Genomic DNA, 25,877 nt, shown 5'->3' with positions numbered 1-25,877 from the left:
TTTGCCGATGGCCTATCTGCTCCAGCAATTGGCGAATGCTGTGCCGCTGTCGGTACTCTACGCAACGCTTGCCTTCGGCTACGTGATCGGCTTTGCGCTGACGAAGCGCGCAGACATCGCCTATGGCGCCATCTTTGCTTTTTCCGGCCATCTCTACGTGTTGTTCGCGCAGCTCGGCTGGGACGAGTTCTGGCTTGTCCTGCCGGCGGCACTGGCGATGGGGGCGGGCGCGGCGATCGTCGGCGGCGTCACGACCGGGATCGCGGTCGGCGGGCTGACCCTGCGGTTGATCGAAAGGCATGCGCGCAACGCGCCGATCGTCGCCGCGCTGGGCGTGCTGCTGGTGCTGATGGAGGGCGCTCGGCTTGCCTCCGGCTCCCGGGAGATCTGGCTATCGCCGTTTTTGAACCGTGCCGTTCCGCTCTGGGCGGGTGATGGCTTCGCGGTAACCCTGACGCTGATCCAGTTGCTCAATTCCGGCCTGATGCTGGCAATGATCGCGGCCGGCTGGCTGGTGATCGATCATACTAGCCTCGGGCGCGTCTGGCGGGCGGTGGCCGACGACAAGATTGCGGCCCAACTCTGCGGCATCAGTTCCCGTCTGGTATTCGTCCTCGCCTACGCGGCAGCATCTCTATACGCCTCCGTCGCAGGCGTGTTGGCGACCTCGTATTACGGAACGATGGACTTCGGCGCCGGGTTGCTCATCAGCAGCACGATCGTCCTGATTGCCGCAGCCGGCGGACATTCGCATCCGCTGCGGTCGGCAGCCGGTGCCGCCGCTGTCGGTTTCGCCGAAACACTGTGGAGCGGTTACGGCCCGATCCTGTGGCGGGATTTCGCCATCGGGCTGGTGCTGGTTGCGGTTCTCGTCATCAGCCGGCGGGAAAGGGTGGTCCCGTAAACCTCAGCGCCACCGATCGCGGGCGGTATCGTCGGCGTCTTTCGCATCGACCCAGGACCGGGGCGAACCGTCAGCCGCGTGTTCCTTTTTCCAGAACGGCGCCGATGTCTTCAGAAAATCCATCACGAAATTGGCGCCGTCGAAGGCTGCCTGGCGATGCGAGGCGACGGCAATGACCAGGACGATGTTGGCACCGGGGGCAATCTTGCCGTAGCGATGGATGGCGGTCAGTCCGAGAAGCGAAAAGCGGTCGATGGCAAGAAGGGCGATGCGGTTCATCTCGGCTTCCGCCATGCCCGGATAATGCTCGAGCTCCAGCGCCGAGAGCGCTCCCTGCTCGTCACGGCAAAGACCGCAGAAGCTGACCACCGCGCCGATATCCATGCGGCCGGCAGTGAGGAGATCGATCTCCGATCGCAGATCGAAATCGTCGGTCTGGACGCGGATCGTGGGCATCGTCATCAGATTGTCTTCCGTTTACCCGCCTGTCATCGGGGGGAAAATGCCGATCTCGCGTGCTCCGGCGATCTTTTCGAAATGCTCCACATGCTCCTGGTCGATCGCGACGCGAATGACCTCGGGATATTGCAGCGCGTTCTCGTATTCCTCGCCGAGCGTCTTCAGGTGATTAAGGAGATCACGCGCGGTAACGACCTCAGGCGGCAGGTCGAGATCTTCCTCGGTCTTGCCGATTCTCTCACGCACCCAGGCGAAATAGACGAGTTTTGTCATCCCTCGTCATCCACGAGATGCTTGAGACCGGCGCGGAAATAGTCGTAGCCGCTGTAGAAGGTGAGGGCCGCGGCGACCCAGAGAAGGCCGATGCCGATCTGCGTCGTGAACGGCAGGAACTTGTCGCCGGCAGGTCCGGCCAGCAGGAAGGCGATCGACACCATCTGGATCGTCGTCTTCCACTTGGCGATGCGGGTCACCGGCACCGATACCTTGAGCGCCGCCAGATATTCACGCAGGCCCGAGACGAGAATTTCGCGGCAGAGAATCGTGATTGCAGCCCACAGCGACCAGCCGGCAATCGTCTGGTCGGCAGCAAGCAGCAGAAGCACGGCGGCAACCAGAAGCTTGTCGGCGATCGGATCCAGCATGCGGCCGATATTCGAGGTCTGGTTCCAGATACGGGCCAGATAGCCATCCAGATAGTCGGTCAGCGACGCCACGACGAAGATCCAGAATCCGGCCCAGCGGGCAAAATCCGAACTTTCCAGCTTTCCTTCGATGAAGAAGCACAGAACGATCACCGGTACGGCAAGGATGCGCGCATAGGTCAGAAGATTGGGAATGTTGTACGCGCGGGAAGCCATGATGGACCTGTGCTTGAGGGTTGCCTCTAGTTGAGGTTTCGAGACGCCAGCGTCAACAGTTTTCGCGGCTTTTTTACAGTTGGTTGAGATGCATACGCTGTTTTGATGACCCATGCATGTCGTTCATCGTCATCCACTTCGGCTCTCGTGGAAGTGATTATAGACCTGTTTGGCCACCGCTTCGGAAATTCCTTCGACCGCCATCAGATCGTTGAGACCTGCGCGGGACACGGCCTTTGCGGTGCCGAAATGCTGCAGCAGCTTGCGCTTTCGGCCCGGCCCGATGCCGGCGATTTCGTCGAGCGGGTTCTTGAGCATCTCCTTTTTGCGCCGGGCCCGGTGCGAGCCGATCGCGAACCGGTGCGCTTCGTCGCGCATGCGCTGGACGAAGTAGAGGACCGGATCGCGTGGCGGCAGCGAGAAATCGCTGCGGCCATCGGCAAAAAAGCGTTCGCGGCCGGCATCGCGGTCGACACCTTTGGCCACCCCGATCGCCGTCACCACGTCTCGGATGCCAAGTTCGTCGAGGATGGTGCGCACAGCCGTCATCTGGCCCTGGCCGCCATCAATCAGGATGACATCGGGCCATGCCGGGAAGGCGGCATCGTTGATGTCGTCGCTGGTCGCCTCGACGGGTTTCGGCGCCGAGATGCTGCGATCAGGAATGCCTTCTTCCTTGATCAGTCGCGAGAAGCGCCGGGTCATGACCTCGCGCATCATGCCGAAGTCGTCGCCGGGGGTGATGTCGGTCGATTTGATGTTGAACTTGCGGTACTGGCCCTTCACGAACCCTTCCGGACCCGCGACGACCATGCCGCCGACGGCATTGGTCCCCATCATATGCGAGTTATCGTAGATCTCGATGCGCCGGGGCTGGTAGGGCAGGCTGAAGGTTTCGGCGAGACCCTTGAGAAGGCGCGCCTGCGACGACGTTTCGGCCAGCTTGCGGCCATGTGCTTCGCGCGCATTGGCAGCGACGTGATCGACGAGATCGCGCTTTTCCCCACGCTGCGGCACCAGGATCGAGACCTTGTGTCCCGCCTTTTCGGAAAACGCGAGCGCCAGCAGTTCCTGCTCCTCGACCGTTTCCGACAGCAGAATCTGCTTGGGAACCGGCTTGTCGTCATAGAACTGCGCGAGAAACGCGTTGAGGACCTCGGCTCCTGCCATCTGAGGATCGGCCTTCGGGAAATAGGCGCGGTTGCCCCAGTTCTGGCCGGTGCGGAAGAAGAACACCTGGATGCAGGTAAGCCCACCTTCGTGGTGGATGGCGAAGATATCGGCTTCCTCGACGCCGGCCGGATTGATGCCCTGGTGGCTCTGGACGTGGCTGAGCGCTGCCAGCCGATCGCGATAGATTGCGGCGCGCTCGAAATCCATGTCTTCGGAAGCTTCCGACATCTGCCTGGCGATGACGGTCTTCACGTTCTGGCTCTGGCCCGAAAGAAAGTCCGAGGCTTCCTTGACGAGCTCGGCATAGCCCTCGTCGCTGACTTCATGGGTGCAGGGGCCGGAACAGCGTTTGATCTGATACAGAAGACAGGGACGCGTGCGGCTCTCGAACACGCTGTCTGTGCAGGTGCGCAGCAGGAACGCACGCTGTAGCGAGTTGATCGTGCGGCCGACGGCAGAGGCCGATGCGAACGGTCCGAAATACTGGCCTTTGCGGGCGCGGGCGCCTCTGTGTTTCATCAGGGCAGGGGCACGGTGATCGCCGCTGATGAGAATGTATGGAAACGACTTGTCGTCGCGCAGCAGAACGTTGAACCGCGGACGTAGCCGCTTGATGAGGTTCGCTTCAAGCAGCAGCGCCTCGGTCTCCGTCCGCGTCGTGACGAATTCCATATGCGTGGTTTCGCGCACCATGCGGGTGAGGCGGTTGGAATGCAGTCGGCCCTGCGCATAATTGCTGACACGTTTCTTGAGGCTCTTCGCCTTGCCGACATACATCACATCGCCGGCCTCGTTGAACATCCGGTAGACGCCCGGCGCGTTCGGAAGGTGCTTGACGAACTCGGCGATCAGGTCGGCGCCCTTGAGGCCCGTGTCGTGGCGGACAGCCTCGTTCCAGTCGATGGACGTGGTGATAGCCGCAGCGACCGCTTCCGGTGCCAGGGCATCGTCGTCGTCGTCTTCGTTTCCGTCATAAAGAACGCCGCCATCGGGCACATTCTTCGCGTTCATCGCATGTCTCCGCCGGCAGAATCAGTTCAGACGACTATTTCTGCGGGCTCATCTCGTCTTTGTGATCATCCAACCCGAAGATATCGGCGACTCGGGGCTGAAGCTGTTCGCCAACAGATAGTGTTTTGCCGGCGGCTTTGGAAGCGTGCCACCACGCCTGCATTTCTCGCTCAGCAAACGAGCTCGCGGGGTCCTGGAAGCGAATACGGCAGGAATTCGGCCTCGTTTCGACCGGAAATGACGATTTGCAAGTAGGAGTTCTGCAGGATGCTGTGATGGCGTTGATGCGTTGCTCGGCTAAATTTGAGTTAAACTCGAATAAAGGAGGCTAAATCTCGCGACTCTCGGAGTCGTGATATGTATCGAGGCTGTTTGACAGCGTTTGTTCGCAATGTTAAGAAACGGTCAAGAAATGTAAAATGCTCTATAGTGCGATTAACGTCTCATTATCCTTAACGATATACCTGTGGCGATGAAGCAACATCGAAATTTAGCCGTCTAGCTGCCACAAACAATTCACATTTCGGCTCTTTCAATTCCTCAATTGCCCCCCAAATTCGTCCTCAGCCAGCAGGGAACAAAGCTGTCGTCAACTCTGTTGATGTGACACTTGCCCGGCAGCCTACAGCGCCGATACCCGAAAGGGTGCGCAGGGACGTTGTAGCAATTAGGAATACTCGTGTCGGACCTTCCGAAACCCGAAGTGGTTTTTGAGCCGATGCGCCAAACGGAGAAAAAGGTATGCGTATTCTCGTCGCGACTCTGATGGCCTCGGCTGCCAGCTTTATTGCAATTTCCTCGGCCAGCGCTGCTGACGCCGTCGACCAGATCCCTGCAGCTCCTATGGCTGTTGAAGAAGTCGCACCGGCCGCTACGTGGCAGGGCTTCTACCTCGGCGCCACCGGTTCCTACGACTGGGGCCGTTTCGGCGGTGGCGACTACAATGCCAAGGGTGCAGGCGGCGGTGCTTACACCGGTTACAACTGGCAGAGCGGCCAGGTTGTGTACGGTATCGAAGCTGACGTCGGCTACAACGGCCAGGACGGCAGAACGTCCGGCGGTTATCGTGGCGAAGCTGGCTGGGACGGTTCGGTCCGCGGCCGCGTCGGTTACGACCTCAACCCCTTCCTGATCTACGGTACGGCTGGTGTCGCGCTGCAGAACAACGAACTCAAGGATGCAACGTCGTCTGACGACAAGACATCCGTTGGTTACACGGTCGGCGTCGGTGCTGAAGCATTCGTCACCAGCAACATCACGACCCGTATCGAATATCGCTACACGGACTTCGCAGCCAAGGACTACAGCCTCGACAGCGGCAACGTCTCCAAGGGCTTCGACGACCACAGCGTTAAGGTCGGTATCGGCGTAAAGTTCTAATAAGAACAATAAAAAGCCGGGAGCGTTTCCCGGCTTCTCATCTAAAAGCCCGTTGTCACCAACGGGCTTTTTTCATGCGTGGTTTTCGGTCGGTATAACGATCAGTCCATCTGGATATTGGCGTTCTTGACGACCGGGGTCCATTTTGCGAGTTCGGCTGTCACGTGTTTACCGAGTTCCTCCGGGGTAGACCCGACGATCTTGGCGCTGAAATCCTTCATCCTGGCGACAACTGCCGGGTCCTGTAGCGCCTTGTTGGCGGCGTCGTTCAGTTTTGCGACCACTTCAGGCGGCGTGCCGGCCGGTGCGAACAGGGCGTTCCAGGTGTAGGTCTCGTAACCCGGTACCGTCTCGGCAATCGTCGGCACGTCCGGGAACGAAGCTGCCCGCTCGGCAGTGGTGACGCCCAGTGCCTTCAGAGTTCCCGCCTTGATATGCGGAGACGAGGAGGGCAGGTTGTCGAACATGATCGAGATCTGGTTGCCGATCAGGTCGTTGAGGGCAGGACCCGCGCCCTTGTATGGGACATGCTCCATCTTGACGCCGGTCATCGCCTTGAACAATTCGCCCGAGAGATGCAGCGGCGTGCCGTTGCCAGACGACGCGTAAGAATATTTCTCCGGCTCCTTCTTGAGGAGCTCCACCAGTTCCGCCACCGTGTTGACCGGCAGTTTCGGATTGATGACCAGAACGTTCGGCACGATGACCAGTAGCGAGACAGGCGCAAAATCCTTCTCGGGGTCGTAGGGCTTCTGCTTCAGGATCAGCGGGTTGAGCGCGTGGGTCGCAATCGTGCCCATCAGGATTGTGTAACCGTCCGGCTCCGCACGCGCGACGCGGTCAGCCCCGAGATTGCCGCCGGCACCGGCGACGTTTTCAACCACGATCTGCTGGCCGAGGATATCGCCCATCTTCTGCGCCACGACTCGACCGACAACATCCGTCGATCCGCCGGCTGCAAACGGCACGACAAGGGTGATCGTCTGGTCGGGAAACGACTGGGCCGCAGCCCCGGTGGCTGAAAGTGCTAGTGACATCACGGACAGGGCCGAGCCTGCAAGGGCTACGGAAAGGCGCAGGGCGGTTCGCCGCGTCAACGCTGATCGCTTCATGAAATTCCTCCGAATTGCTTCAAACGGCCTCCCGCCGTTCTCGTCATAGTAGCGGAGGAAAACCGGAGGGCAAGCGTTTCAATTGCTTGTGCAAATGGGAGAAGGGCTCGAACGACCGTCAGGTTGTGCCAGGATCCGCGGCAACCCAAGAGTTCTAGGGCGGCCGCGGATCTCATTCGGTTCAGGCGTAGGGCTTCATTTCCATATAGGCGGGAAAGCGCTTGGAGAACGTGTCAGGCCAGGAGGCGAGTTCTGGACGACCTTCGGCCCACTGGCCGTTAAAGCGCAGGTCGAGATAACCGATCATAGCGGCAAGCGCGAAGTGGCCACCATGCAGCTTCTTGCCGGTCTTCGGCAGGTTCTTTTCCAGATAGTCCAGCCCGCGCACCACCTTGTCCCACTGCTTGTCGATCCAGGGCTGGTGGACCTTTTCCTCTTCGCGCGAGCGACGCTCGTAGACGATCGCGAGAAGGCTATCGGTAATGCCGTCGCAGAGCGCTTCGAGCACTTCCGCCTCGGTCCGCTTCACGTCCTTCTTCGGGTAAAGCTTGCCGCCGGAGTGACGATCGAGGAAGTGCATGATCGCGACGCTGTCATAGACCGGCGGCTCGTTCTTGCGAATGAGAACCGGGATCTTCCCGAGCGGATTGTTGTCGATGAGTTCGGGAGGCGCCGCATTCGTGTCGGTCTTTTCTTCGGTCACGTCGAGACCGAGATGGCGGGCGGCCATGCGAACCTTGACGGAGTAGGGCGAGGCCGGGGAGTGGAGGATCTTCATCGGTATGTCCTTGTTCTGATATCGAGGGCCGCTGGTGTCATCTTGAGCAAGCGGATGTCAGCGGGCCGGAGGAAGCGTAACCTGGCCAATCCGGCAGCCGCGGCGGTCGACCTCCGCACAATCGCGAAACTGCAGATCCTTGCTAAGGCAGATACGAATTTCATCGAGCTTTTCACCTTCGCAGCTCGCAGCGATACCGCGGCGGGAAAGACCCGGGTTGGCGGACATGAAGGCCTGCTCGATGGCATCAGAGGAAAGCTTGAGCGGGCTTTGCCCGCCAGCAAGGTCCGCCGGAAGTTTGACGTGCTCAAAAGCCTTGCGGACAGTGTCGAAATAGGTTGGCTGGTCGAGGCCGGTGCAGCTTCCATGCTTGCGCCACTGGTGACCGATCAGACCCATCGACGGCATGATGTCGAACAGCTTTTCACCAAGCTGGCGCGGCACGCGATCGGGTTCCGACGAGCGGCAGAAATCCGGGAAGCCGGTTTCGTATTGCGGCCAGAGCCCGTGTACGACGAAGCGGAAACGTTTGTCGGTGCCGCATTGCTGCCGGTTGCGGCCTCCGTCATCGGACGCGCAGAAGGTCGGCGACCAGGACAGGGAGAGGACGTAGAAATCGAAAGCGCCCGCACGGTCCTCGGAGCCTTGCTGGCTCCGGTTGCGCTGCCGCTCCTGCGCCGTCGACGCAGTAGTGAAGGCGAGAAGGATGACGAGGCCTGCAAGGGCGGCGAACAAGCGTTTCATGGTGGGCGGCCTCCAGTCGCGCCGCACCATGAAAGGGATGCGCCGACGGGTCAAGCCTCGGCGTCGGTGTGTTCACCTCTTATCCAGAAGCATCGCTGCGAGGCGTAACGATCCTGTGCCAGCGCCGTCTTAATCGCGGGCAGGATCGTATGCAGCTCATCCTTGAGCGTGAAAGGCGGGTTGACGATGACGAGGCCCGAGCCGTTCAGGCCGACAAGATCGCGGTCGCTTTTCACGGTCAGCTCGACGCAGAGCATTTTGGGGATATCCAGCGCGTTCAGCTGCTCGTGGAAGTCCTTGATCGGCGCGCCCTTCTTCATCGGGTACCAGAGGCAATAGGTGCCGCCTGAAAACTTGCGATAGGCGTTGGCAAGACCCCTGACCATCCGGTCGTATTCGCCTTCTTCCTCGAAAGGCGGATCGATCAGCACGATGCCGCGCTTTTCCTTCGGCGGCAGATGCGCCCCGAGCGCCAGCCAGCCGTCGAGTTCGGTCACACGTGCCTGGTAGTCGCCTTCGAACAGGCGCGACAGGCGGGCAAAGTCTTCCGGATGCAGCTCCATTGCCGAGAGACGGTCCTGCGGGCGAAACAGCATGCGCGCGAGTTTCGGCGAGCCGGGATAGAACTTGACGCCACCCTTCGGGTTCAGTTCCTTCACGGCGCCCAGATAGGGCGCAAGGATTTCGGCCACTTCGGGAGAAAACTCCACATCGACCAGCTTGCCGATGCCGTCGAGCCATTCGCCGGTCTTCTGCGCTTCTTCGGAGGATAAGTCGTAAAGCCCGATGCCCGCATGCGTATCGAGGAAGCGGAACGCCTTGTCCTTGTTCTGTGCATAGAGAACGAGCCGCGACAGGACGGCGTGCTTGAGGACGTCGGCGAAATTGCCTGCGTGGTAGATGTGCCGATAGTTCATCTCAGCTTGTGTCTCGCTTGAATAAAATTGATGCGCTGCAAATGGCCCTTTTTGCAGCCGTCGCCATGCCATATAGAAAAGCCATGAACGTTGCGACCCCCATTCCCGAAAGCCCCGTCGTCGGTCACACTTCCGTCGGCCATACCGTCTGTCCGCATGACTGTCCGAGCGCCTGTGCGCTGGATGTCGAGCTGACTGCGGATGGCAGGATCGGTCGTGTCCGCGGCTCGTCCGACAATACCTACACGGCTGGCGTCATCTGCGCCAAGGTCGCGCGCTATACAGAGCGCATCTATCATCCCGGCCGCTTGATGGTGCCACAGCGCCGCATGGGTGCCAAGGGCGAAGGGCTCTGGCAGGAGATCTCCTGGGACGCGGCGCTTGACGAGATCGCCGACGCTTTCGTCAAGGCCGAAGCGAAGCACGGATCCGAAGCGGTCTGGCCCTATTTCTACGCGGGAACGATGGGTCAGGTGCAGCGCGATTCGATTGAGCGCCTGCGCCATGCCAAGAAATATTCCGGCTTCATGGGGACGATCTGCACCAACATGGCCTGGACCGGCTATGTGATGGGCACAGGCGCCTTGCGCGGACCCGACCCGCGCGAGATCGCGAAATCCGATTGCGTCGTGATCTGGGGCACCAACGCGGTCTCCACCCAGGTCAATGTGATGACCCATGCGATAAAGGCCCGCAAACAGCGCGGCGCCAAGATCGTCGTCATCGACATCTACGACAATCCGACAATGAAACAGGCCGACGTCAAGCTGGTGCTGCGCCCCGGCACCGATGCGGCACTCGCCTGCGCCGTGATGCATGTCGCCTTCCGTGATGGCTATGCCGACCGTGCCTATATGGCGAAATATGCCGATGATCCGGCAGGCCTCGAAGCGCATCTGAAAAGCCGCACGCCGGAATGGGCGTCGGCGATCACAGGCCTCACCGTCGAGGAAATCGAGGGGTTCGCCAGGCTCGTCGGCACCACGCCGAAGAGTTTCTTCCGGTTGGGCTACGGCTTTTCCCGTCAGCGCAACGGCACGGCGGCGATGCACGCGGCGCTGTCGATCGCGACTGTGCTCGGCTCCTGGCGACACGAAGGCGGTGGTGCCTTCCACAACAACGGCGAGATATATCGGTTCAACAAGGCCGAACTGATGGGCACGGCCTACAAGGATCCGGACATCCGCATGCTCGACCAGTCCCAGATCGGCCGCGTCCTGACCGGCGACGCTGAAGCGCTGCGCCATCGCGGACCGGTGACGGCGCTGCTGATCCAGAACACCAACCCGATGAACATTGCGCCGGAACAGCGCCTCGTGCGCGAAGGTTTTCTGCGCGACGATCTTTTCACCGTCGTCCACGAGCAGTTCATGACCGATACGGCCAAGGTCGCCGATATCGTTCTGCCCGCGACCATGTTCCTTGAGCATGACGACCTTTATCGCGGCGGCGGGCATCAGCATATCCTGCTCGGCCCGAAACTGGTCGAACCACCGGCAACGGTGCGCACCAACCTTTTCGTCATCGAGGAACTGGCAAAGCGTCTCGGCGTCGACGGGTTTGCCGGCTTCGGCATGGATGAGCGCACCCATATCGACCGCATCCTGAGTGCCATCGGTTGGGGATCCTATGACGCGCTGAAGGCCGACAAGTGGATCGATGCGCAACCGGATTTCGACACTGCGCATTACATCAACGGCTTCGGCTATCCGGACGGCAAATTCCGCTTCAGCCCCGACTGGATCAATGGCCCATCGCCGGATCGGACGCCCGACAGCGTCGGTCCGCTCGGGCCGCATGGGCAGTTGCCACGTTTTCCGGACCAGGTCGACGTGATCGAGACGGCCGACGCCGAGCATCCGTTCCGGCTCGCGACCTCGCCATCGCGCAGCTTCCTCAATTCATCCTTTGCCGAGACCAAAAGCTCGGTGGAGAAGGAAGGGCGGCCGGACGTGATGATCGATCCGATGGACGCCGCACGTCTCGGCATCGTTGACGGCGATATAGTCACGCTCGGCAACCGTCGAGGCGAGATCCGTCTGCATGCGAAACTCGTGACTGGTGCAAAACCCGGCGTGCTTATCGCCGAGGGATTGTGGCCCAACGACGCGCATCTCGACGGCGAAGGGATCAACGTCCTCACCGGCGCCGATCCGGTGGCGCCTTTCGGAGGTGCTGCCGTGCACGACAACAAGGTCTGGCTACGCAGGGAAATCGCATGAGCGACGTGAATGACCGGGTGAAGATCGTCAGCGATACGACGCTGTCGCAGGGCTGGACACGGCTTTCGGATTATCAACTCGATTATACCGATCGCAACGGCGAGACGCAGCGCATCAAGCGCGAGGTTTTCCATCGCACGCCGGCCGCCTGCATCCTGCTGCACGACCGCGAACGCGATATCGTCGTCCTCGTCAAACAGTTCCGGCTGCCCGCGCATCTCATCGGCGAGCCGTCCTTCATGATCGAGGTCCCGGCCGGCCTTCTTGATGGCGAAGACGCCGAAGACGCGATCCGCCGCGAGGCGATGGAGGAAACCGGCTACCGGATCCGCGACGTGCGTTTCGTCTTCAAGGCACTGACGTCGCCGGGCTCCGTGACCGAGGTCATCCACTTCTTCCACGCCTCGATCGATCTTTCCGACCGGATCAACGAGGGTGGCGGGCTCGCCGACGAGCACGAGGATCTAGAAGTGCTGGAGTTTCCGCTCGACAAGGCCGTCACGATGATCGCCGACGGCGAGATCATCGATGCCAAGACAATCATGCTGCTGCAGTGGGCCGTGCTTAACCGGGCGGCGCTTTAGGCCCGCACGAGGCTGCACCCGGCCGACGGGGCTGCCGCGATCAACTGCTTGTCGAGCGTTGCGAGTTCGAGGTTTTCCTCGAGCGACAGCGCAAGATAGGCGGCGTCGTAGGCGGATAGCTGGTAACGTGTCGCAAGGTCGAGAATAACGCCGTCATCCTCGACAGCGACCGTCGATATGTTGAGCTTGCGCAGCTTCGCCAAGCCTTCGAGGACAAGGTCGAACGAGATGCGCTTACGCCTGTATGCGACCATCAGCACGTTCCGCACTTCGTACCAGAGCAGTTGTGGCGCGATTGCCTCGGAAGTCTGCAGGCGAGCAAAGGCTGCATCTGCGATTGGATGACGTTCGTCTGGAAGGATCCAGCTGCAAACCACGGATGCGTCTGCAACGAATGCCGTCACTATCGGCGACCTTCCTTTTTCCACTCATCGATTTCCTCGGCAGTTGCCGACGGCATCCTGTCGCGGAAAGCGATGATGTCTTCGATCACTGCCCGCCGGCGCGCGAGTTGTTCTTCGGTGAACTCAGCATTCATACCGGGCGTGGCCGCGATCGGGCTGAGCCGCGCGACCGGTGTTTCGCCACGCGCAATCACCACCTCCTGGCCGGCTTCGACGAGGGGCAGGAGCTCGGAAAGTTCGGTTTTCGCATCACCCAGCTTGACCGTGATCGTCATCTCACACCTCCGGTTCAATCCAAGGTAGTCCGCGCCAAGCCGGTCGTCAAATGGCTGGTCGTTGGGAGGGATGCATCGCTTCCATGTCGGGGAACAATTGCCAGAGACCTCCCGTTAGACTGGTTCCATTGCCAGAAGAAGGGATGCAAAGATGACCATGATCACCACCCGCGACGGAACGCAGCTTTATGTCAAGGACTGGGGTCCGAAGACCGGCCGTCCCGTTATCACGATGCACGGTTGGCCGCTGACATCCGACACCTGGGACGACTTCGCGGTGGTGGCAGCAGACGCCGGGTTCCGCGCCATTTCCTATGACCGACGCGGGTTCGGCCGCTCCGAGCAGCCGTGGGACGGTTATGAGTACGATACGCTGGCCGACGATCTTGCCGATGTCATCGAGGCGACCGGCGCGCAGGATGCAGCACTGTTCGGCTTTTCCATGGGCGGTGGCGAGGTTGCCCGCTATATGTCGCGCCACGGCGGCAAGGGCGTTTCCAAGGCCGCGCTGATTGCGTCGGTCGTTCCCTATATGGCGCAGACGCCCGACAACCCTGATGGTGTGCCGCAGTCGGTGTTCGACGAGATGACGGCCGGCATGAAGGAAGACCGGGCGCATTTCTTCCACGGCTTTTTGAAAAGCTTCTACGGCGTCGGCGTGTTCACCGGTTCGGTGAGCGAAGCCGTGCTCGACTGGTCGTTCCAGCAGACGATGATGGCGGGTCTTCGGCCAACGCTTGCTTGCGCCAAGGCCTTCTCCTCGACGGATTTCCGTCCGGACCTGCCGAGCTTCAAGGTGCCGACGCTGATCATCCACGGAACAGGCGACCAGACGGTACCGATCGAGACGTCCGGCCGTGCTGCCGCCGCCGCGATCCCCGGCGCGACGCTGATCGAATACGAGGGCGCGCCCCACGGACTGTTTGCATCGAACAAGCAGCAGCTGACGGATGACCTGATGGCGTTCCTGCGCAGCTAACACAAATGGCCGCACACCCGATGGTTATGTCCGGCGTGCGGCCAAGATGTACACGAACGCTGTGATTAAAACTCTGCCCGGCCGGCGCGTAAGCTGACGCCGCCGGTCGCCAGAAGCGCGAGTGCTTCCGGATAGATCTGGTGCTCGACGGTCAGTACCCGCGCAGCGAGCGTATCAGGCGTATCGCCGTTCTCAATGGGAACGCAGGCCTGGGCCACGATCGGGCCTTCATCCATGCCCTCGGTCACGAAATGCACCGTGCAACCGGCAACTTTCATGCCGGCATCGAGCGCCCGCTGATGGGTATGCAGTCCCGGAAAAAGCGGCAGGATGGAGGGATGTATATTGAGTATCCGGCCCTCGTAGCGGGAAATGAAGTCCCCGGAAATCAGCCGCATGTAACCCGCAAGACATATGATGTCAGGCGCTATTTCCTCGAGTGCCTCAAGGATTGCCGCCTCGTGTTCGGCCTTGCCGGCATAGGACTTGCGCTCGAAGGCGAGTGTCTGGATGCCGCGCGCGTTCGCCTTTGCAAGCCCGCCGGCTTGCGGTTTGTCGGAGATGACGGCAACGATCTCGGCTGGGAAGTCGGGGCTTTCGCAAGCGTCCGCCAGCGACAGCATGTTGGAGCCGCCGCCGGAAATGAACACGACGACGCGCTTCTTCTGCACGCTGGCGAGTGCTCCGCTCATAGACCGAGCGTGCCCTTGTAGACGACACCTGCTTCGCCTTCCGCACGGTCGATCATGCGGCCGAGCGGGACGACGATTTCGCCTTCGCGGGTGAGCACATCCGTCACCGTCTGCGCATTCTCAGCCGAAACGACGACGATCATCCCGATGCCGCAGTTGAACGTGCGCAGCATTTCCTTCGGCTCGACACCGCCGGTCTTTGCCAGCCACGAGAACACGGGCGGAACAGGGATCGAGTCGAGATCGACTTCGGCCGCCAGGTTCTTCGGCAGCACGCGCGGAATGTTTTCCGGAAAGCCGCCGCCGGTAATGTGGGCAAGTGCCTTCAGGGCCCCGGTTTCGCGGATCGCCTTCAACAGCGGCTTTACATAGATGCGGGTTGGCGTCAAAAGCGCTTCGCCGAGCGACTTGCCGTCGAAGAACGGCGCAGGCGCATCCCAGCCAAGGCCCGAGATCGACACGATCTTGCGCACCAGCGAAAAACCGTTGGAATGCACGCCCGAGGAGGTGAGGCCGAGAATGACGTCGCCAGCTGCGAGATCGCCCACCGGTAGAAGCTGGCCACGTTCGGCAGCGCCCACTGCAAAGCCGGCAAGGTCGTAGTCGCCATCGGAATACATGCCCGGCATTTCCGCCGTCTCGCCGCCGATCAGCGCGCAGCCTGCATCGACGCAGCCCGCAGCGATCCCCTTGACGATGGCAGCGCCCTGGTCCGGATCAAGCTTGCCGGTGGCAAAGTAGTCAAGAAACAGCAGCGGCTCTGCGCCCTGCACGACGAGGTCGTTGACGCACATGGCGACGAGATCGATGCCGACCGTGTCGTGGAAATTGGCATCGATCGCGATCTTCAGCTTGGTGCCGACGCCGTCATTGGCAGCCACCAGGATCGGATCGGTAAATCCTGCAGCTTTCAGGTCGAACAGGCCGCCGAAGCCACCGATTTCGCCGTCTGCGCCGGGACGGCGGGTTGAGCGTACCGCCGGCTTGATCTTCTCGACCATCAGGTTGCCCGCGTCGATATCGACGCCGGCATCGCTATAGGTGAGACCGTTCTTGCCCGTCTCGCTCATCGTAATTCTCCGTTGGGACATGCCGCGCGAACCGAAGATCGAGACCTTTCGGCGTGGTGCGGCTGCGCAAAAATCTCCGGCCCGCCATTGCATGACAAGGCGGAGGATGCAAGCAGAAGCGTGGGCTTTCAAGGCTTTTCACAGGCCCGGCCTCCGGCGACGCGGCGAAGTCGATGCCGATCTTGACCTTACCCGGTCCGGGCTCATATGCGTGATACCGGGAATGCAGTGCAAAAAGGACGTAAAGATGCCCTATCATATCAGCGGAGCGAGCCTTCGCCGCCATGTCTTCTTCTGGGCAGCCGTTCTTTTCATCTTCGCGCTGTTTCTGTGGTTTTTCAGCTCCATCCTTCTTCCCTTCGTCGCAGGCATGGCGCTCGCCTATTTCCTCGATCCTGTCGCAGACTGGCTGCAGCGCCGCGGACTGAGCCGGATGATGGCTTCCGTGCTGATCCTGGTCTCGTTCGTCACGGTGTTCGCGCTGTCGCTGATGCTGGTCATCCCGATCATCGTCACCCAGTTCACCCAGTTCGCCGCCGCTTTGCCCGGTTACATCACCCAGTTGCAGCAGATCATTTCCAACCCGGAGAACTCGTTCCTGCCGAGCTGGGTCTCCAGCCAGATCGAGACCGTCAAACAGAATTTCTCCGAAGTGCTGAGCCAGGGCGCCGGCTTCATCGGTACCCTGTTTGCGCAGATCTGGAACTCCGGCAAGGCGATCGTCGACGTCGTGTCGCTCCTGATCGTTACCCCGGTCGTCGCCTTCTATCTGCTGCTGGACTGGGACCGCATGGTGTCGAAAGTCGATAGCTGGATCCCGCGCGATCAGGTCCAGACCGTGCGCGATATCGCCCGCGACATGGATGGATCCGTCGCCGGCTTTATTCGCGGGCAGGGATCGCTCTGCCTCATCCTCGGCATCTACTATGCCGTCGGTCTGTCGCTGGTGGGCCTGAATTTCGGCCTGCTGATCGGTTTCGTCGCCGGCATGATCTCGTTTATTCCCTATATCGGTTCGATGATCGGGCTGATCATGGCGATCGGTGTGGCGCTCGTACAGTTCTGGCCGGACTATCTGTGGATCATGGCAGTCGCTGCCGTGTTCTTCTCCGGCCAGTTCCTGGAAGGCAATATCCTGCAGCCGAAGCTGGTCGGCGAAAGCGTCGGTCTGCATCCGGTCTGGCTGATGTTTGCGCTGTTTGCCTTCGGTGCCATGTTCGGCTTTGTCGGTCTTCTTCTGGCCGTGCCCGCAGCGGCAGTCGTCGGCGTGCTTGTCCGCTTCGCGATCTCACGGTATCTTGACAGCGATCTCTATTACGGCCGATCGGTAGATCTGCCGTGGGAAGGGGCGCCACAGGCCGTGGTCAATGAAAATACCGGCATGCAGCGTCTCGATGCTCCCAAGAGCGACCAGAAAGACATCTGAAAAGCGAATGACCGGATCGAGCGAACGCGACCAGCGCAGAAGCGAACAGCTTCCGCTGCAATTCACCCATGATTCCGCGCAGAGCCGGGATGATCTCCTGGTCTCCGAACGGCTGGCCGCCGCCGTCTCTATCGTCGACGAGTGGCCGGCCTGGCCATCGCCGGTCGTGATCCTTGCGGGTCCCGTCGGTTCCGGCAAGTCGCATCTCGCCCATATCTGGCGGGAGCGGGCAGGGGCTGCCGAGATCCATCCGATCTCGGGTTCGAATGCAGCAACTGTCGCAGCGGATGGGCCGGTGCTGTTTGAGGACGCCGATCGGCGCGACTTCGACGAGACCACGCTTTTCCACGTCATCAATGCCGTGCGCCAGCATGGCCGCACTTTGTTGATGACATCGCGGCTGTGGCCCATGTCCTGGTCCGTGACGCTGCCGGACCTCAAATCACGGCTGAAGGCTGCGACCGTGGTGGAAATCGGCGAGCCCGATGAGGAATTGCTGGCGCAGGTCATGGTAAAACTGTTTGCCGATCGTCAGCTTTATATTGATGACAAACTTCTCAGTTACATCGTCACCAGGATGGAGCGATCTTTGGGCGCTGCGCAGATCATCGTCGACCGGCTGGACCGGTTGGCATTGGCGCGCGGGACCCGGATCACCCGTCCTCTGGCAACCGAAGTCCTCAAGGATTTCGGCAGTGCCGGACCGAATGATTAGCAACGTCTGCGCCGGCAATTGACTATGACGGTCGCGTCGTCAAACGTATCGTACGGCCCCACGCATACCGGTTATGGGGCTGGCTCTGGGATGGATGAAGATGGAATCGATGACGACCGAGATTGAGCAGCCCAAAAAGGGCGAGGCAGCCAGCAGGGACGAAGCGGTGGAGATGGGTGAGGCGCTGCTTTCCAGCCCCGAGCGGTTCATCAACCGCGAGTTTTCCTGGCTGCAGTTCAACCGCCGCGTTCTCGAGGAAACGCTGAACGCGTCGCATCCGCTTCTGGAGCGCATCCGCTTCCTGTCGATCTCGGCTGCAAACCTCGACGAATTCTTCATGGTGCGCGTTGCCGGTCTCGAGGGGCAGGTCCGTCAGGGCATCGTCATCAAGAGCCCCGATGGCAAGACGCCGGCAGAACAGCTGGATGCGATCCTGCAGGAAATCGACAATCTGCAGATGGAGCAGCAGGCTTCGCTCGCCGTGCTACAGCAGTATCTGGCGCAGGAAGAGATTTTGATCGTCCGTCCGGCAGCGCTTTCGGACGAAGACCGTGACTGGCTGTCCGGGACGTTCGACGACGAGCTGTTCCCGATCCTGACACCGCTTTCGATCGATCCGGCGCATCCGTTCCCGTTCATCCCCAATCTTGGCTTCTCGATGGGGCTGCAATTGCACAGCCTGAACGGCAAGGAGCCGATGACGGGTCTTCTGCGCCTGCCGACGACGCTTGACCGCTTCATCCGTCTGCCCGACGACGCAAACACGATCCGCTACATCACGCTCGAAGATGCGGTCGCCATGTTTACCGACCGGCTTTTCCCCGGTTACGAGGTCAAGGGCGGCGGTACGTTCCGCATCATCCGCGACAGCGATCTCGAAGTCGAGGAAGAAGCCGAGGATTTGGTCCGCTTCTTCGAGACGGCGCTCAAGCGCCGCCGTCGCGGCAAGGTCATCCGCATCGAGACCGATTCGGAAATGCCGGCGGAACTGCGCCAGTTCGTGGTGCAGGAACTCGGGGTTCCGGACAACCGCGTCGCGGTCTTGCCGGGTCTTCTGGCACTTAACACGCTGTCGGAAATCACCAAGGCGCCGCGCGACGATCTGCGGTTCGAAAGCTACAACGCCCGATTTCCCGAACGCGTCCGCGAACACGCCGGAGACTGCCTCGCCGCCATCCGCGAAAAGGACATGGTGGTCCACCACCCGTACGAGAGTTTCGACGTTGTGGTGCAGTTTCTTCTTCAGGCAGCCCGTGACCCCGACGTCCTCGCCATCAAGCAGACCCTCTACAGAACCTCCAACGACAGCCCCATCGTCCGAGCCCTGATCGATGCGGCCGAGGCCGGCAAGTCGGTGACGGCGCTGGTCGAGTTGAAGGCACGCTTCGACGAAGAGGCCAACATCCGCTGGGCGCGAGACCTGGAGCGCGCTGGCGTGCAGGTCGTGTTCGGCTTTATCGAGCTCAAGACACATTCGAAAATGTCGATGGTGGTGCGCCGTGAGGACGGCAAGCTGAGAACCTACTGCCACCTTGGTACCGGCAACTACCATCCCATCACCGCAAAGATCTACACGGACCTTTCCTTCTTCACCTGCAACCCGAAGATCGCCCACGACATGGCGAATATCTTCAACTTTATCACCGGTTACGGCGAGCCGAAGGAAAGCACCAAGATCGCCATGTCGCCCTACACGCTGCGACCGCGCATTCTCAAACACATCGAGGAAGAGATCGCGCACGCGAAGGCGGGAGCTCCGGCCGCGATCTGGATGAAGATGAATTCACTGGTCGATCCGGAGATTATCGACGCGCTTTATCGCGCCAGCCGCGCCGGCGTCGAAATCGATCTGGTCATCCGCGGCATCTGCTGCCTGCGCCCGCAGGTGCCGGGTCTTTCCGACAATATCCGCGTCAAATCGATCGTCGGGCGCTTCCTCGAACACAGCCGCATCTTCTGCTTCGGCAACGGTTACGGCCTGCCTTCGGACAAGGCTCTGCTCTACATCGGGTCCGCCGACATGATGCCCCGAAACCTCGATCGCCGCGTCGAAACGCTGGTGCCGCTGCTCAATCCGACCGTGCACGAGCAGGTTCTTTCACAGATCATGCTGGGCAATCTCATTGACAATCAACAGAGCTACGAGATATTGGCGGACGGTACGTCAAGGCGCATGGAAGTGCGCAAGGGTGAAGAACCGTTCAACGCGCAGCATTATTTCATGACCAATCCTAGCCTCTCGGGGCGTGGTGAAGCCCTGAAATCCAGCGCTCCGAAACTGATTGCCGGCGTCATGTCCGGACGCAAAAAGTAGCCGGCAAGAACAGTCAAGAAATAGGCAGCATGGTACGATCTGAAGCTCAAGGGCGCCTGCCTGGCATCGCCCCTGTTTCCGTCATCGACATTGGCTCGAACTCGGTTCGCGTGGTGATTTACGAAGGCCTGACCAGGGCACCGACCGTTCTCTTCAACGAGAAGGTTCTGTGCGGTCTTGGCAAGGGTCTCGGCTCGAACGGCCGGATGGACGACGAGGGCGTGTTGCGCGCGCTCGCCGCCCTGAAGCGGTTCAAGGCGCTGTCCGACCAGGCCCAGGCGACGGAAATCTATGTCCTCGCGACAGCCGCGGCCCGCGAAGCCTCCAATGGCCCGGATTTCATCGCCAAGGCGGAAGAAATTCTCGGCCAGGAGATTCAGCTCCTGTCGGGCGAGGAAGAAGCCAAATATTCGGCGCTTGGCGTCATCAGCGGCTTTCACGAGGTTGACGGCGTCGCCGGTGATCTTGGTGGCGGTTCGCTGGAACTGATCGACATCAAGGGACAAGAGTTCGGCAAGGGGATCACCCTGCCTCTCGGCGGCCTGCGCCTGTCGGAATCGTCAGGTGGCTCCCTTTCCAAGGCGCGGACATTTGCCCGCAAGCAGGTCAATACCGCCCGCTTTCTGGAAAAGGGCGAGGGCCGCACCTTCTATGCTGTCGGCGGTACATGGCGCAACATCGCCAAGCTGCACATGGAAATCACCAAATATCCGCTGCACATGATGCAGGGCTACGAGCTGACATTCGAGGAAATCCAGAAGTTTCTCGAAGACGTGATCGAAGCCAAGGACTCCAAGGATCCTGCCTGGCAGGCCGTCTCGAAGAGCCGTCGTTCGCTTCTGCCCTTCGGCGCCGTCGCCATGCAGGAAGTGCTCTCCGTCATGAAGCCGTCGGTTGTCAGCTTTTCGGCGCAGGGCGTTCGCGAAGGCTATCTCTATCACCTGATGCCGGATGAGGAGAAGCAGTCCGATCCGCTCGTCGTGGCTGCCGATCAGCTTGCCATCCTGCGTGCACGGTCGCCCGAACATGCCCGCGAGCTTGCCGATTGGACCGGCCGCATGGTGCCATTCTTCGGCATCAACGAGACCGAGGAAGAAAGCCGGTATCGCAGGGCCGCCTGCCTGCTTGCCGATATCAGCTGGCGCGCGCATCCCGATTACCGGGGCGCCCAGGCGCTGAACGTCATCGCCCACTCGTCCTTCGTCGGCATCACCCATGCGGGCCGCGCCTATCTGGCGCTCGCCAACTACTACCGGTTCGAGGGTTTGAGCGACGACGGTGCCACCGGTCCGCTCTCGACGATCGCGACACCGCGGCTTCTTGAGCTCGCCAAACTGCTCGGCGGGCTTTTGCGGGTCGTCTATCTGTTCTCGGCTTCGATGCCCGGCATCGTCAATAACCTGACTTTCCGCCAGTCGAGTTCGCCCGATCTCGACATGGAATTCGTCGTGCCGCACGCTTACCGCAACTTCGCTGGCGAGCGGCTGGAAGGTCGGCTGCAGCAGCTTGCCAAGCTGACCGGCAAGAAGCTCGCCTTCGTGTTCGAATAGCAGCTGTTGCGAGAACAGATGCATCAGATCTAGACGGTTGCAACCGAGCGGGCTTCGGCTTATCTTCGGTTGAACAGGCATGCCTTATGTTGGTGTTGGCTTCGAGGGGGGCTCGAACATGGCAGTGGCAGATCAAGGCGCGAACAATCATGCGGACCGTGGGGCCAATAACGCGCTGGCGCCCGAGAACAATTTTCCGGAAAAATACTTTGTTGCCGGCGTGGCCGTCGGGCTCTTTCTCGTGCTGCTGGGTACTGCAATCCTTCTCTTGGGACGCAGCCAGACCGCCTCCTCGCTGACCATCTGCGTCGGTTTCGGGCTGGTGCTTGCGGCGTTCGGTGCAAAGGTTGCAGGGAACTGGGCCGGCTGGTCGGTGACCGGGGCCGGCGCCATGGCAGTCGTTCTGTTTCTGATGCTCCAGCAATTTACGCCGCCTGGCACGCCGGCGCTGTTTAAAGGCGAGATCAGCGGCGACTTCTCGCATGTCGCCGATATCCGCATAATCGATGACGAGCCGCTCTACATCTACAAGGATGCCATGGTCCGACGGATCAAGTTTCTTGGCCTCGGTACATCGCTGCAAAGCACGCAGATGCGGATGCAGGTCGATACAATCGAAAAGGAAGCTGGCAAAGAGTATTTCGAGCTTATCGGCGATGCCCAGAAAATCCGGGCAATTTTCGCCGAAGGCCGGCCGGTCCAGTGGCGCTTCGACTACAATGCGCGGCAGGTCAAGAACGGCTCGCTGGTTCTCCTGTCCGAACTGGATACGCTTTCACCTGGGCCGACAGCGGAGGTTAGCGGCAGCACGACGGGTGCATGGTGGGATCTGAGCGCGTTCGCTCAGGCGGCGGTTCGGCCGGAAGCATCGGTCGACCAAATTCAGAAGGCGCTTGCCGGCCTGCGGAACGACGATACGTTCCTGAGGCGCAATTCCCGCGACTTTCTGGTCTCTGCCGGAGTTGTCGCAGTGCCCATGATGCTGTCTGCGCTGCACGCATCGCCGGACGATTACCGCGTCAAGCTCGGCGTGGTCTATGCCCTGGCAGAAATGATCCGCTCCGACCCCAATCTGGCGTCGTCTCTGTCGCAAAAGTTGGCCGCTGAGGATTTTCCGTTGCTGATCCAGGCGGCCGCAGATCCGGACAAGACCATTCGCTACCAGGCAGCAGATTTTCTGTACCGCCTGCAGGATCCGCGGGCCGTGGAGCTGAGCGTAAACGCTGCCAAGGATACGACAGATCAGGGTGTGGCCAATAACCAGATCCTGATCCTGCGGCAGTCGGGGAGCAATCTTTCCTCGTCGCAAAAGAGCGACATCGTCCGTCAGCTCAATGATCCTTCGACGAACTTGAACAGAAGCTTGAAAGCGCCATCATCGCTTAACGACGTCCTGAAATGGTAGATCCGGGCGATACCTGAGCTTTAATACGTCCAGGTTCGAAGTGTCATGGAGTCGAAAAGGGTACCTGCCGATGCAGATACCCTTTTCGGTTTCGTCGTGGTGATGTCCGGGCTCTAGAGGCCTGCCGATTACCGCCTCACTGCTTTACTTCGCGTTGAGGAACTCGGCGGCTTCGATCAGGCTGAACTCGTTGTCGTCAGCCTTGTTGACGGCGCGACCGGCCGAGAAGGGCAGGTTGTTGTCATTGCCGATGATCAGGTGTGTCGCGTCGATCTGGTCGACATTCTCGATCGTCACGAACGGCATGTCGTAGATGCCGTCCTTCGAGCCAGCCTTCTTCTTGTTGTCGGGGTCCTTGATGTTCAGAAGGTCGATATAGCCGATCTTGCGGACGGCCGCGCCGACATTGGCGTCGGTCATCTCGATCTTGTAGACGCGCTTCAGTTCGGCCGGTGCATCGAAGCAATCCGGCTTCGGCTGCTTCGGATCGGCGCAGGCCTTGTCCTTAGAGCCGGCGCCGTTGTCGCGTTCAATGACGAGGGCGGTGGTGGCGTCCAGCATGTTGAAATCGCCGATCGCGACACCCTTTTCAGACAGCGGATAGAGCCAGGAACGGCCGGTCCAGCTTTTCGAAGCGATGTCGAATTCGATGACGCGCAGCGCGGAGCGCCCATCGACCTGTTCGACCTTGCCGTCGTCGAGGAAGATCGGGCCTTCCAGCAGGCCGTAAAGCTTTTGCCCATCCTTCGACATTGCCATGCCTTCATAGCCACCCGAACGCTTCAGGTTGAAGACCGGCATCTTGGCGGCGGGGTTGGCAGGCATCGAAAGGGTCGGGTTGTCAGGCGAGGTCACCTTCTTGCCGTCAACGGTGGTGGCAACGACGTCAGTCAGCTGGCCGAGCATGTCGACCTTGATGAGGTAAGGCCCGAATTCCTCGCCGAGCCAAAAACCGTCTGCGACGGGCTGGATCGATTCGATGTCGAAATCGGCGCCGGTCAGGTAGCGCTTGTCGCTGCCTTCCATGGCGATCGGGAAGGGGGCAATCTTGTTGGGGTCCGACAGGAAGATGTTCTTGACGACATCGACCTTGTTGGTCGCCCAGTCGAACTTCACCTGATGCAGGAACAGCATCGCATCGGAGGAATTGGCCTTGGAGCCGAAGCCGTTGTCGGACAGCGTCCAGAACGTGCCGTCTGCCATGGCCTTGATCCCGGAAAAGCCCTGGATCGGCTGACCGTTGAACGGCAGCTTGACGTCGGTGACGCGGACACCGTCCTTGCCGTCGACCGAGCCAAGCTTTTCCGTACGCTTGCGGTCAGGCGTCGTGAACTTGCCCGAGGTCTTGAGAAATTCAGGAACGTCGGATGGGGATGCGGTTACCGTGTTGGCCGGCAGGATCGCCTGGCCTGTGAGCTTCGCCGGAAATTCGCGGTCGTCGGCCAATGCCGTGCCGGCGAGGAGGGCACTTACGAAGACGGAGGCTAAAAAGGTCTTGGTCATCAAATCACCTGTTCGATTGAGAAGAACACGCGACGTCGATAGGCGGCACGCATGACGGTGAGGTGATGATCGCTTGACGCTTGGATGAAGGTTTTACGTCTGTTTCTTGACACGCTAAAGCACCCATCAGCAGCATCGCTGAGCAGGGCAGAAACGCCGGAAATGTCTGGGATTTAAACGAAAAAGGGATCGCCCTCCGATCTCCGGTGGCCGATCCCTTAGATGCTGCAAGACGGTGAGGGCGAGCCTTACAGCTCGACCGCCTCGACCTTCTTGTTGACGAAGCGGAGCGCGACGCCGCCTTCGATCAGCTTCAACGCAATTTCTCCGAACAGTTCGCGACGCCAGCCGGAAAGGGCGGCTACTTCGGCCAACTCGCCTTCGGCGGCGATCTTTTCCAGATCGTCGGTATTGGCGAGCACCTTGGCGGCAACGCCCTGCTTGTCGGAGATGAGCTTCAGCAGAACCTTCAAGAGTTCGACGGCAGCGCCTGTGCCTTCCGGCAGGTGCACATGCTTTGGCGCATGGGGCATCTCGGTCTTCGGCAGCGCCAGCGCCGTATTGACAGCCTCGACGATTGCAGCGCCTGAGGACGAGCGCTCCCAGCCTTTCGGCACAGTGCGCAGACGTCCGAGCGCTTCGGTATCTTTCGGCTGCTGCTGGGCGATCTCATAGATCGCGTCGTCCTTCAGCACGCGTGAGCGCGGTACGTTGCGGCTGCGCGCCTCACGTTCGCGCCATGCGGCGACGAATTTCAGGATTGCCAACTCGCTCGGCTTCCGCAGACGCGACTTCAGACGAAGCCAGGCATCGTCGGGATGCAGGTCATAGGTCGACGCGCTCTCGAGAACCGCCATTTCCTCCGTCAGCCAGAGGGCACGTCCTTCGCGTTCCAGCTGTTCCTTCAGGAACAGATAGACGTCGCGCAGATGGGTAACGTCGGCCAGCGCATAGTCGAGCTGCTTTTCAGACAGCGGCCGGCGGCTCCAGTCGGTAAAGCGCGACGACTTGTCGATCTGCACGCCCTTGATGCGGTTGACCAGCTGGTCGTAGGAGACGCTGTCGCCGAAGCCGCAGACCATGGCCGCAACCTGCGTGTCGAAGATCGGATGCGGGACAAGATTGCCGAGATGGTGGATGATCTCGATATCCTGGCGCGCGGCGTGAAACACCTTGGTGACCGCCGTATTCGCCATCAGCTCGAAGAAGGGCTTGAGGTCGAGCCCTTTTGCCAGCGGATCGACGAGCACTTCGACTGTCGGGCTCGCCATCTGGATCAGGCAGAGTTCCGGCCAGAAGGTCGTCTCTCTCAAGAACTCCGTATCGATGGTGATGAAGTCTGACTGAGCCAGCTTTTCGCAGGCTTCCTGAAGGGCAATTGTTGTTTCGATCATCGTCTC

General features: G+C 60.5%; 24 protein-coding genes. 10 read left to right on the top strand and 14 right to left on the bottom strand.

From position 1 onward, the window contains the following. The first annotated feature begins 7 nt into the window (after positions 1–7). Complete coding sequence (locus AC0JZ8_RS16930) at positions 8–904, top strand: ABC transporter permease subunit (protein WP_471892999.1); 897 nt, start codon at positions 8–10, stop codon at positions 902–904. Positions 905–907: 3 nt separating this feature from the next. Here the strand turns inward: AC0JZ8_RS16930 and AC0JZ8_RS16925 are convergent, their stop codons facing one another. The 4 genes from AC0JZ8_RS16925 to uvrC all read right to left on the bottom strand — a co-directional run bounded on the left by AC0JZ8_RS16925 (position 908) and on the right by uvrC (position 4,407). After that, entirely contained in the window at positions 908–1,366 is a 459-nt protein-coding gene (locus tag AC0JZ8_RS16925; protein ID WP_062453315.1) for a molybdenum cofactor biosynthesis protein MoaE, read from the bottom strand. 15 nt (positions 1,367–1,381) lie between these two features. Then, positions 1,382–1,636, bottom strand: coding sequence for a molybdopterin converting factor subunit 1 (moaD, locus tag AC0JZ8_RS16920; RefSeq protein WP_062453314.1), 255 nt, complete (start codon positions 1,634–1,636; stop codon positions 1,382–1,384). Beyond that, complete coding sequence (gene pgsA / locus AC0JZ8_RS16915; protein ID WP_062453313.1) at positions 1,633–2,223, bottom strand: CDP-diacylglycerol--glycerol-3-phosphate 3-phosphatidyltransferase; 591 nt, start codon at positions 2,221–2,223, stop codon at positions 1,633–1,635. The genes moaD and pgsA overlap by 4 nt, the downstream gene beginning before the upstream one ends. Positions 2,224–2,352: 129 nt before the next feature. After that, positions 2,353–4,407: an excinuclease ABC subunit UvrC gene (uvrC, locus tag AC0JZ8_RS16910; protein ID WP_471892998.1), complete on the bottom strand. Its 2,055-nt coding sequence runs from the start codon at positions 4,405–4,407 to the stop codon at positions 2,353–2,355. Between the two features lie 741 nt (positions 4,408–5,148). Here uvrC and AC0JZ8_RS16905 point away from each other — a divergent pair. Next, complete coding sequence (locus tag AC0JZ8_RS16905; protein WP_062453311.1) at positions 5,149–5,787, top strand: outer membrane protein; 639 nt, start codon at positions 5,149–5,151, stop codon at positions 5,785–5,787. Between the two features lie 101 nt (positions 5,788–5,888). Here the strand turns inward: AC0JZ8_RS16905 and AC0JZ8_RS16900 are convergent, their stop codons facing one another. The 4 genes from AC0JZ8_RS16900 to AC0JZ8_RS16885 form a co-directional block, all read right to left on the bottom strand. After that, positions 5,889–6,899 (bottom strand): Bug family tripartite tricarboxylate transporter substrate binding protein, encoded by a 1,011-nt coding sequence (locus AC0JZ8_RS16900; RefSeq protein WP_471892997.1) that lies wholly within the window; start codon positions 6,897–6,899, stop codon positions 5,889–5,891. Between the two features lie 181 nt (positions 6,900–7,080). Continuing rightward, positions 7,081–7,677: a glutathione S-transferase family protein gene (locus AC0JZ8_RS16895; RefSeq protein ID WP_062453309.1), complete on the bottom strand. Its 597-nt coding sequence runs from the start codon at positions 7,675–7,677 to the stop codon at positions 7,081–7,083. Positions 7,678–7,734: 57 nt separating this feature from the next. Then, positions 7,735–8,421 carry a ribonuclease T2 family protein gene (locus AC0JZ8_RS16890; protein WP_471892996.1) on the bottom strand — a complete coding sequence of 229 codons (687 nt, stop codon included), beginning with the start codon at positions 8,419–8,421 and terminating at the stop codon, positions 7,735–7,737. A 50-nt stretch (positions 8,422–8,471) separates the two neighbouring features. Next, positions 8,472–9,338 (bottom strand): 23S rRNA (adenine(2030)-N(6))-methyltransferase RlmJ, encoded by an 867-nt coding sequence (locus tag AC0JZ8_RS16885; RefSeq protein WP_471892995.1) that lies wholly within the window; start codon positions 9,336–9,338, stop codon positions 8,472–8,474. 83 nt (positions 9,339–9,421) lie between these two features. On the opposite strand from AC0JZ8_RS16885, the gene AC0JZ8_RS16880 reads away from it, so the two are divergent. Both AC0JZ8_RS16880 and AC0JZ8_RS16875 read left to right on the top strand, forming a co-directional pair. Next, positions 9,422–11,560 (top strand): molybdopterin-containing oxidoreductase family protein, encoded by a 2,139-nt coding sequence (locus AC0JZ8_RS16880; protein WP_471892994.1) that lies wholly within the window; start codon positions 9,422–9,424, stop codon positions 11,558–11,560. Further along, positions 11,557–12,144: an NUDIX domain-containing protein gene (locus AC0JZ8_RS16875; protein WP_184654883.1), complete on the top strand. Its 588-nt coding sequence runs from the start codon at positions 11,557–11,559 to the stop codon at positions 12,142–12,144. Before AC0JZ8_RS16880 ends, AC0JZ8_RS16875 begins: the two co-directional genes overlap by 4 nt. Here AC0JZ8_RS16875 and AC0JZ8_RS16870 read toward each other — a convergent pair. Together AC0JZ8_RS16870 and AC0JZ8_RS16865 are read right to left on the bottom strand one after the other, a co-directional pair. Continuing rightward, the gene (locus AC0JZ8_RS16870) at positions 12,141–12,548 is read right to left on the bottom strand and encodes a PIN domain-containing protein (protein WP_192076725.1); all 408 of its coding nucleotides are present in this window, start codon (positions 12,546–12,548) and stop codon (positions 12,141–12,143) included. The two genes, AC0JZ8_RS16875 and AC0JZ8_RS16870, sit on opposite strands and share 4 nt — an antisense overlap. Then, entirely contained in the window at positions 12,548–12,823 is a 276-nt protein-coding gene (locus tag AC0JZ8_RS16865; RefSeq protein WP_184654885.1) for a type II toxin-antitoxin system Phd/YefM family antitoxin, read from the bottom strand. Before AC0JZ8_RS16865 ends, AC0JZ8_RS16870 begins: the two co-directional genes overlap by 1 nt. 151 nt (positions 12,824–12,974) lie before the next feature. Here AC0JZ8_RS16865 and AC0JZ8_RS16860 point away from each other — a divergent pair, with 151 nt between their 5' ends. Beyond that, on the top strand, positions 12,975–13,802 hold the full coding sequence (locus AC0JZ8_RS16860) for an alpha/beta fold hydrolase (RefSeq protein ID WP_471892993.1): 828 nt from the start codon (positions 12,975–12,977) through the stop codon (positions 13,800–13,802). Between the two features lie 65 nt (positions 13,803–13,867). On the opposite strand, the gene purN is transcribed toward AC0JZ8_RS16860, so the two are convergent. Together purN and purM are read right to left on the bottom strand one after the other, a co-directional pair. After that, entirely contained in the window at positions 13,868–14,494 is a 627-nt protein-coding gene (purN, locus tag AC0JZ8_RS16855; protein ID WP_430258512.1) for a phosphoribosylglycinamide formyltransferase, read from the bottom strand. Beyond that, positions 14,491–15,564, bottom strand: coding sequence for a phosphoribosylformylglycinamidine cyclo-ligase (gene purM, locus AC0JZ8_RS16850; RefSeq protein WP_062453300.1), 1,074 nt, complete (start codon positions 15,562–15,564; stop codon positions 14,491–14,493). Before purM ends, purN begins: the two co-directional genes overlap by 4 nt. Positions 15,565–15,811: 247 nt before the next feature. Here purM and AC0JZ8_RS16845 point away from each other — a divergent pair, with 247 nt between their 5' ends. From AC0JZ8_RS16845 to AC0JZ8_RS16825, 5 genes are all read left to right on the top strand, one after another. Further along, positions 15,812–16,990: an AI-2E family transporter gene (locus AC0JZ8_RS16845; protein ID WP_062453299.1), complete on the top strand. Its 1,179-nt coding sequence runs from the start codon at positions 15,812–15,814 to the stop codon at positions 16,988–16,990. A gap of 7 nt (positions 16,991–16,997) precedes the next feature. Continuing rightward, entirely contained in the window at positions 16,998–17,705 is a 708-nt protein-coding gene (gene hdaA, locus AC0JZ8_RS16840) for a DnaA regulatory inactivator HdaA (RefSeq protein WP_471892992.1), read from the top strand. A gap of 100 nt (positions 17,706–17,805) precedes the next feature. After that, positions 17,806–20,019 (top strand): RNA degradosome polyphosphate kinase, encoded by a 2,214-nt coding sequence (locus tag AC0JZ8_RS16835; protein ID WP_471892991.1) that lies wholly within the window; start codon positions 17,806–17,808, stop codon positions 20,017–20,019. Between the two features lie 29 nt (positions 20,020–20,048). Further along, positions 20,049–21,569, top strand: a complete 1,521-nt coding sequence (gene ppx / locus AC0JZ8_RS16830; protein ID WP_471892990.1) for an exopolyphosphatase — start codon at positions 20,049–20,051, stop codon at positions 21,567–21,569. Between the two features lie 118 nt (positions 21,570–21,687). Then, positions 21,688–22,974 carry a HEAT repeat domain-containing protein gene (locus AC0JZ8_RS16825; RefSeq protein ID WP_471892989.1) on the top strand — a complete coding sequence of 429 codons (1,287 nt, stop codon included), beginning with the start codon at positions 21,688–21,690 and terminating at the stop codon, positions 22,972–22,974. Between the two features lie 144 nt (positions 22,975–23,118). Here AC0JZ8_RS16825 and AC0JZ8_RS16820 read toward each other — a convergent pair whose 3' ends face one another. After that, on the bottom strand, positions 23,119–24,477 hold the full coding sequence (locus tag AC0JZ8_RS16820) for an esterase-like activity of phytase family protein (RefSeq protein ID WP_471892988.1): 1,359 nt from the start codon (positions 24,475–24,477) through the stop codon (positions 23,119–23,121). Between the two features lie 248 nt (positions 24,478–24,725). Next, a complete protein-coding gene (gene rnd / locus AC0JZ8_RS16815; RefSeq protein WP_471892987.1) occupies positions 24,726–25,871 on the bottom strand; it encodes a ribonuclease D in 1,146 nt (381 codons plus the stop codon). Between the last annotated feature and the right edge of the window lie 6 nt (positions 25,872–25,877).

It is taken from the genome of Velazquezella soli (genome assembly GCF_977018685.1).
The sequence above is the reverse complement of the archived record's forward strand: the minus strand, read 5'-3'. Positions and strand labels throughout refer to the sequence as shown.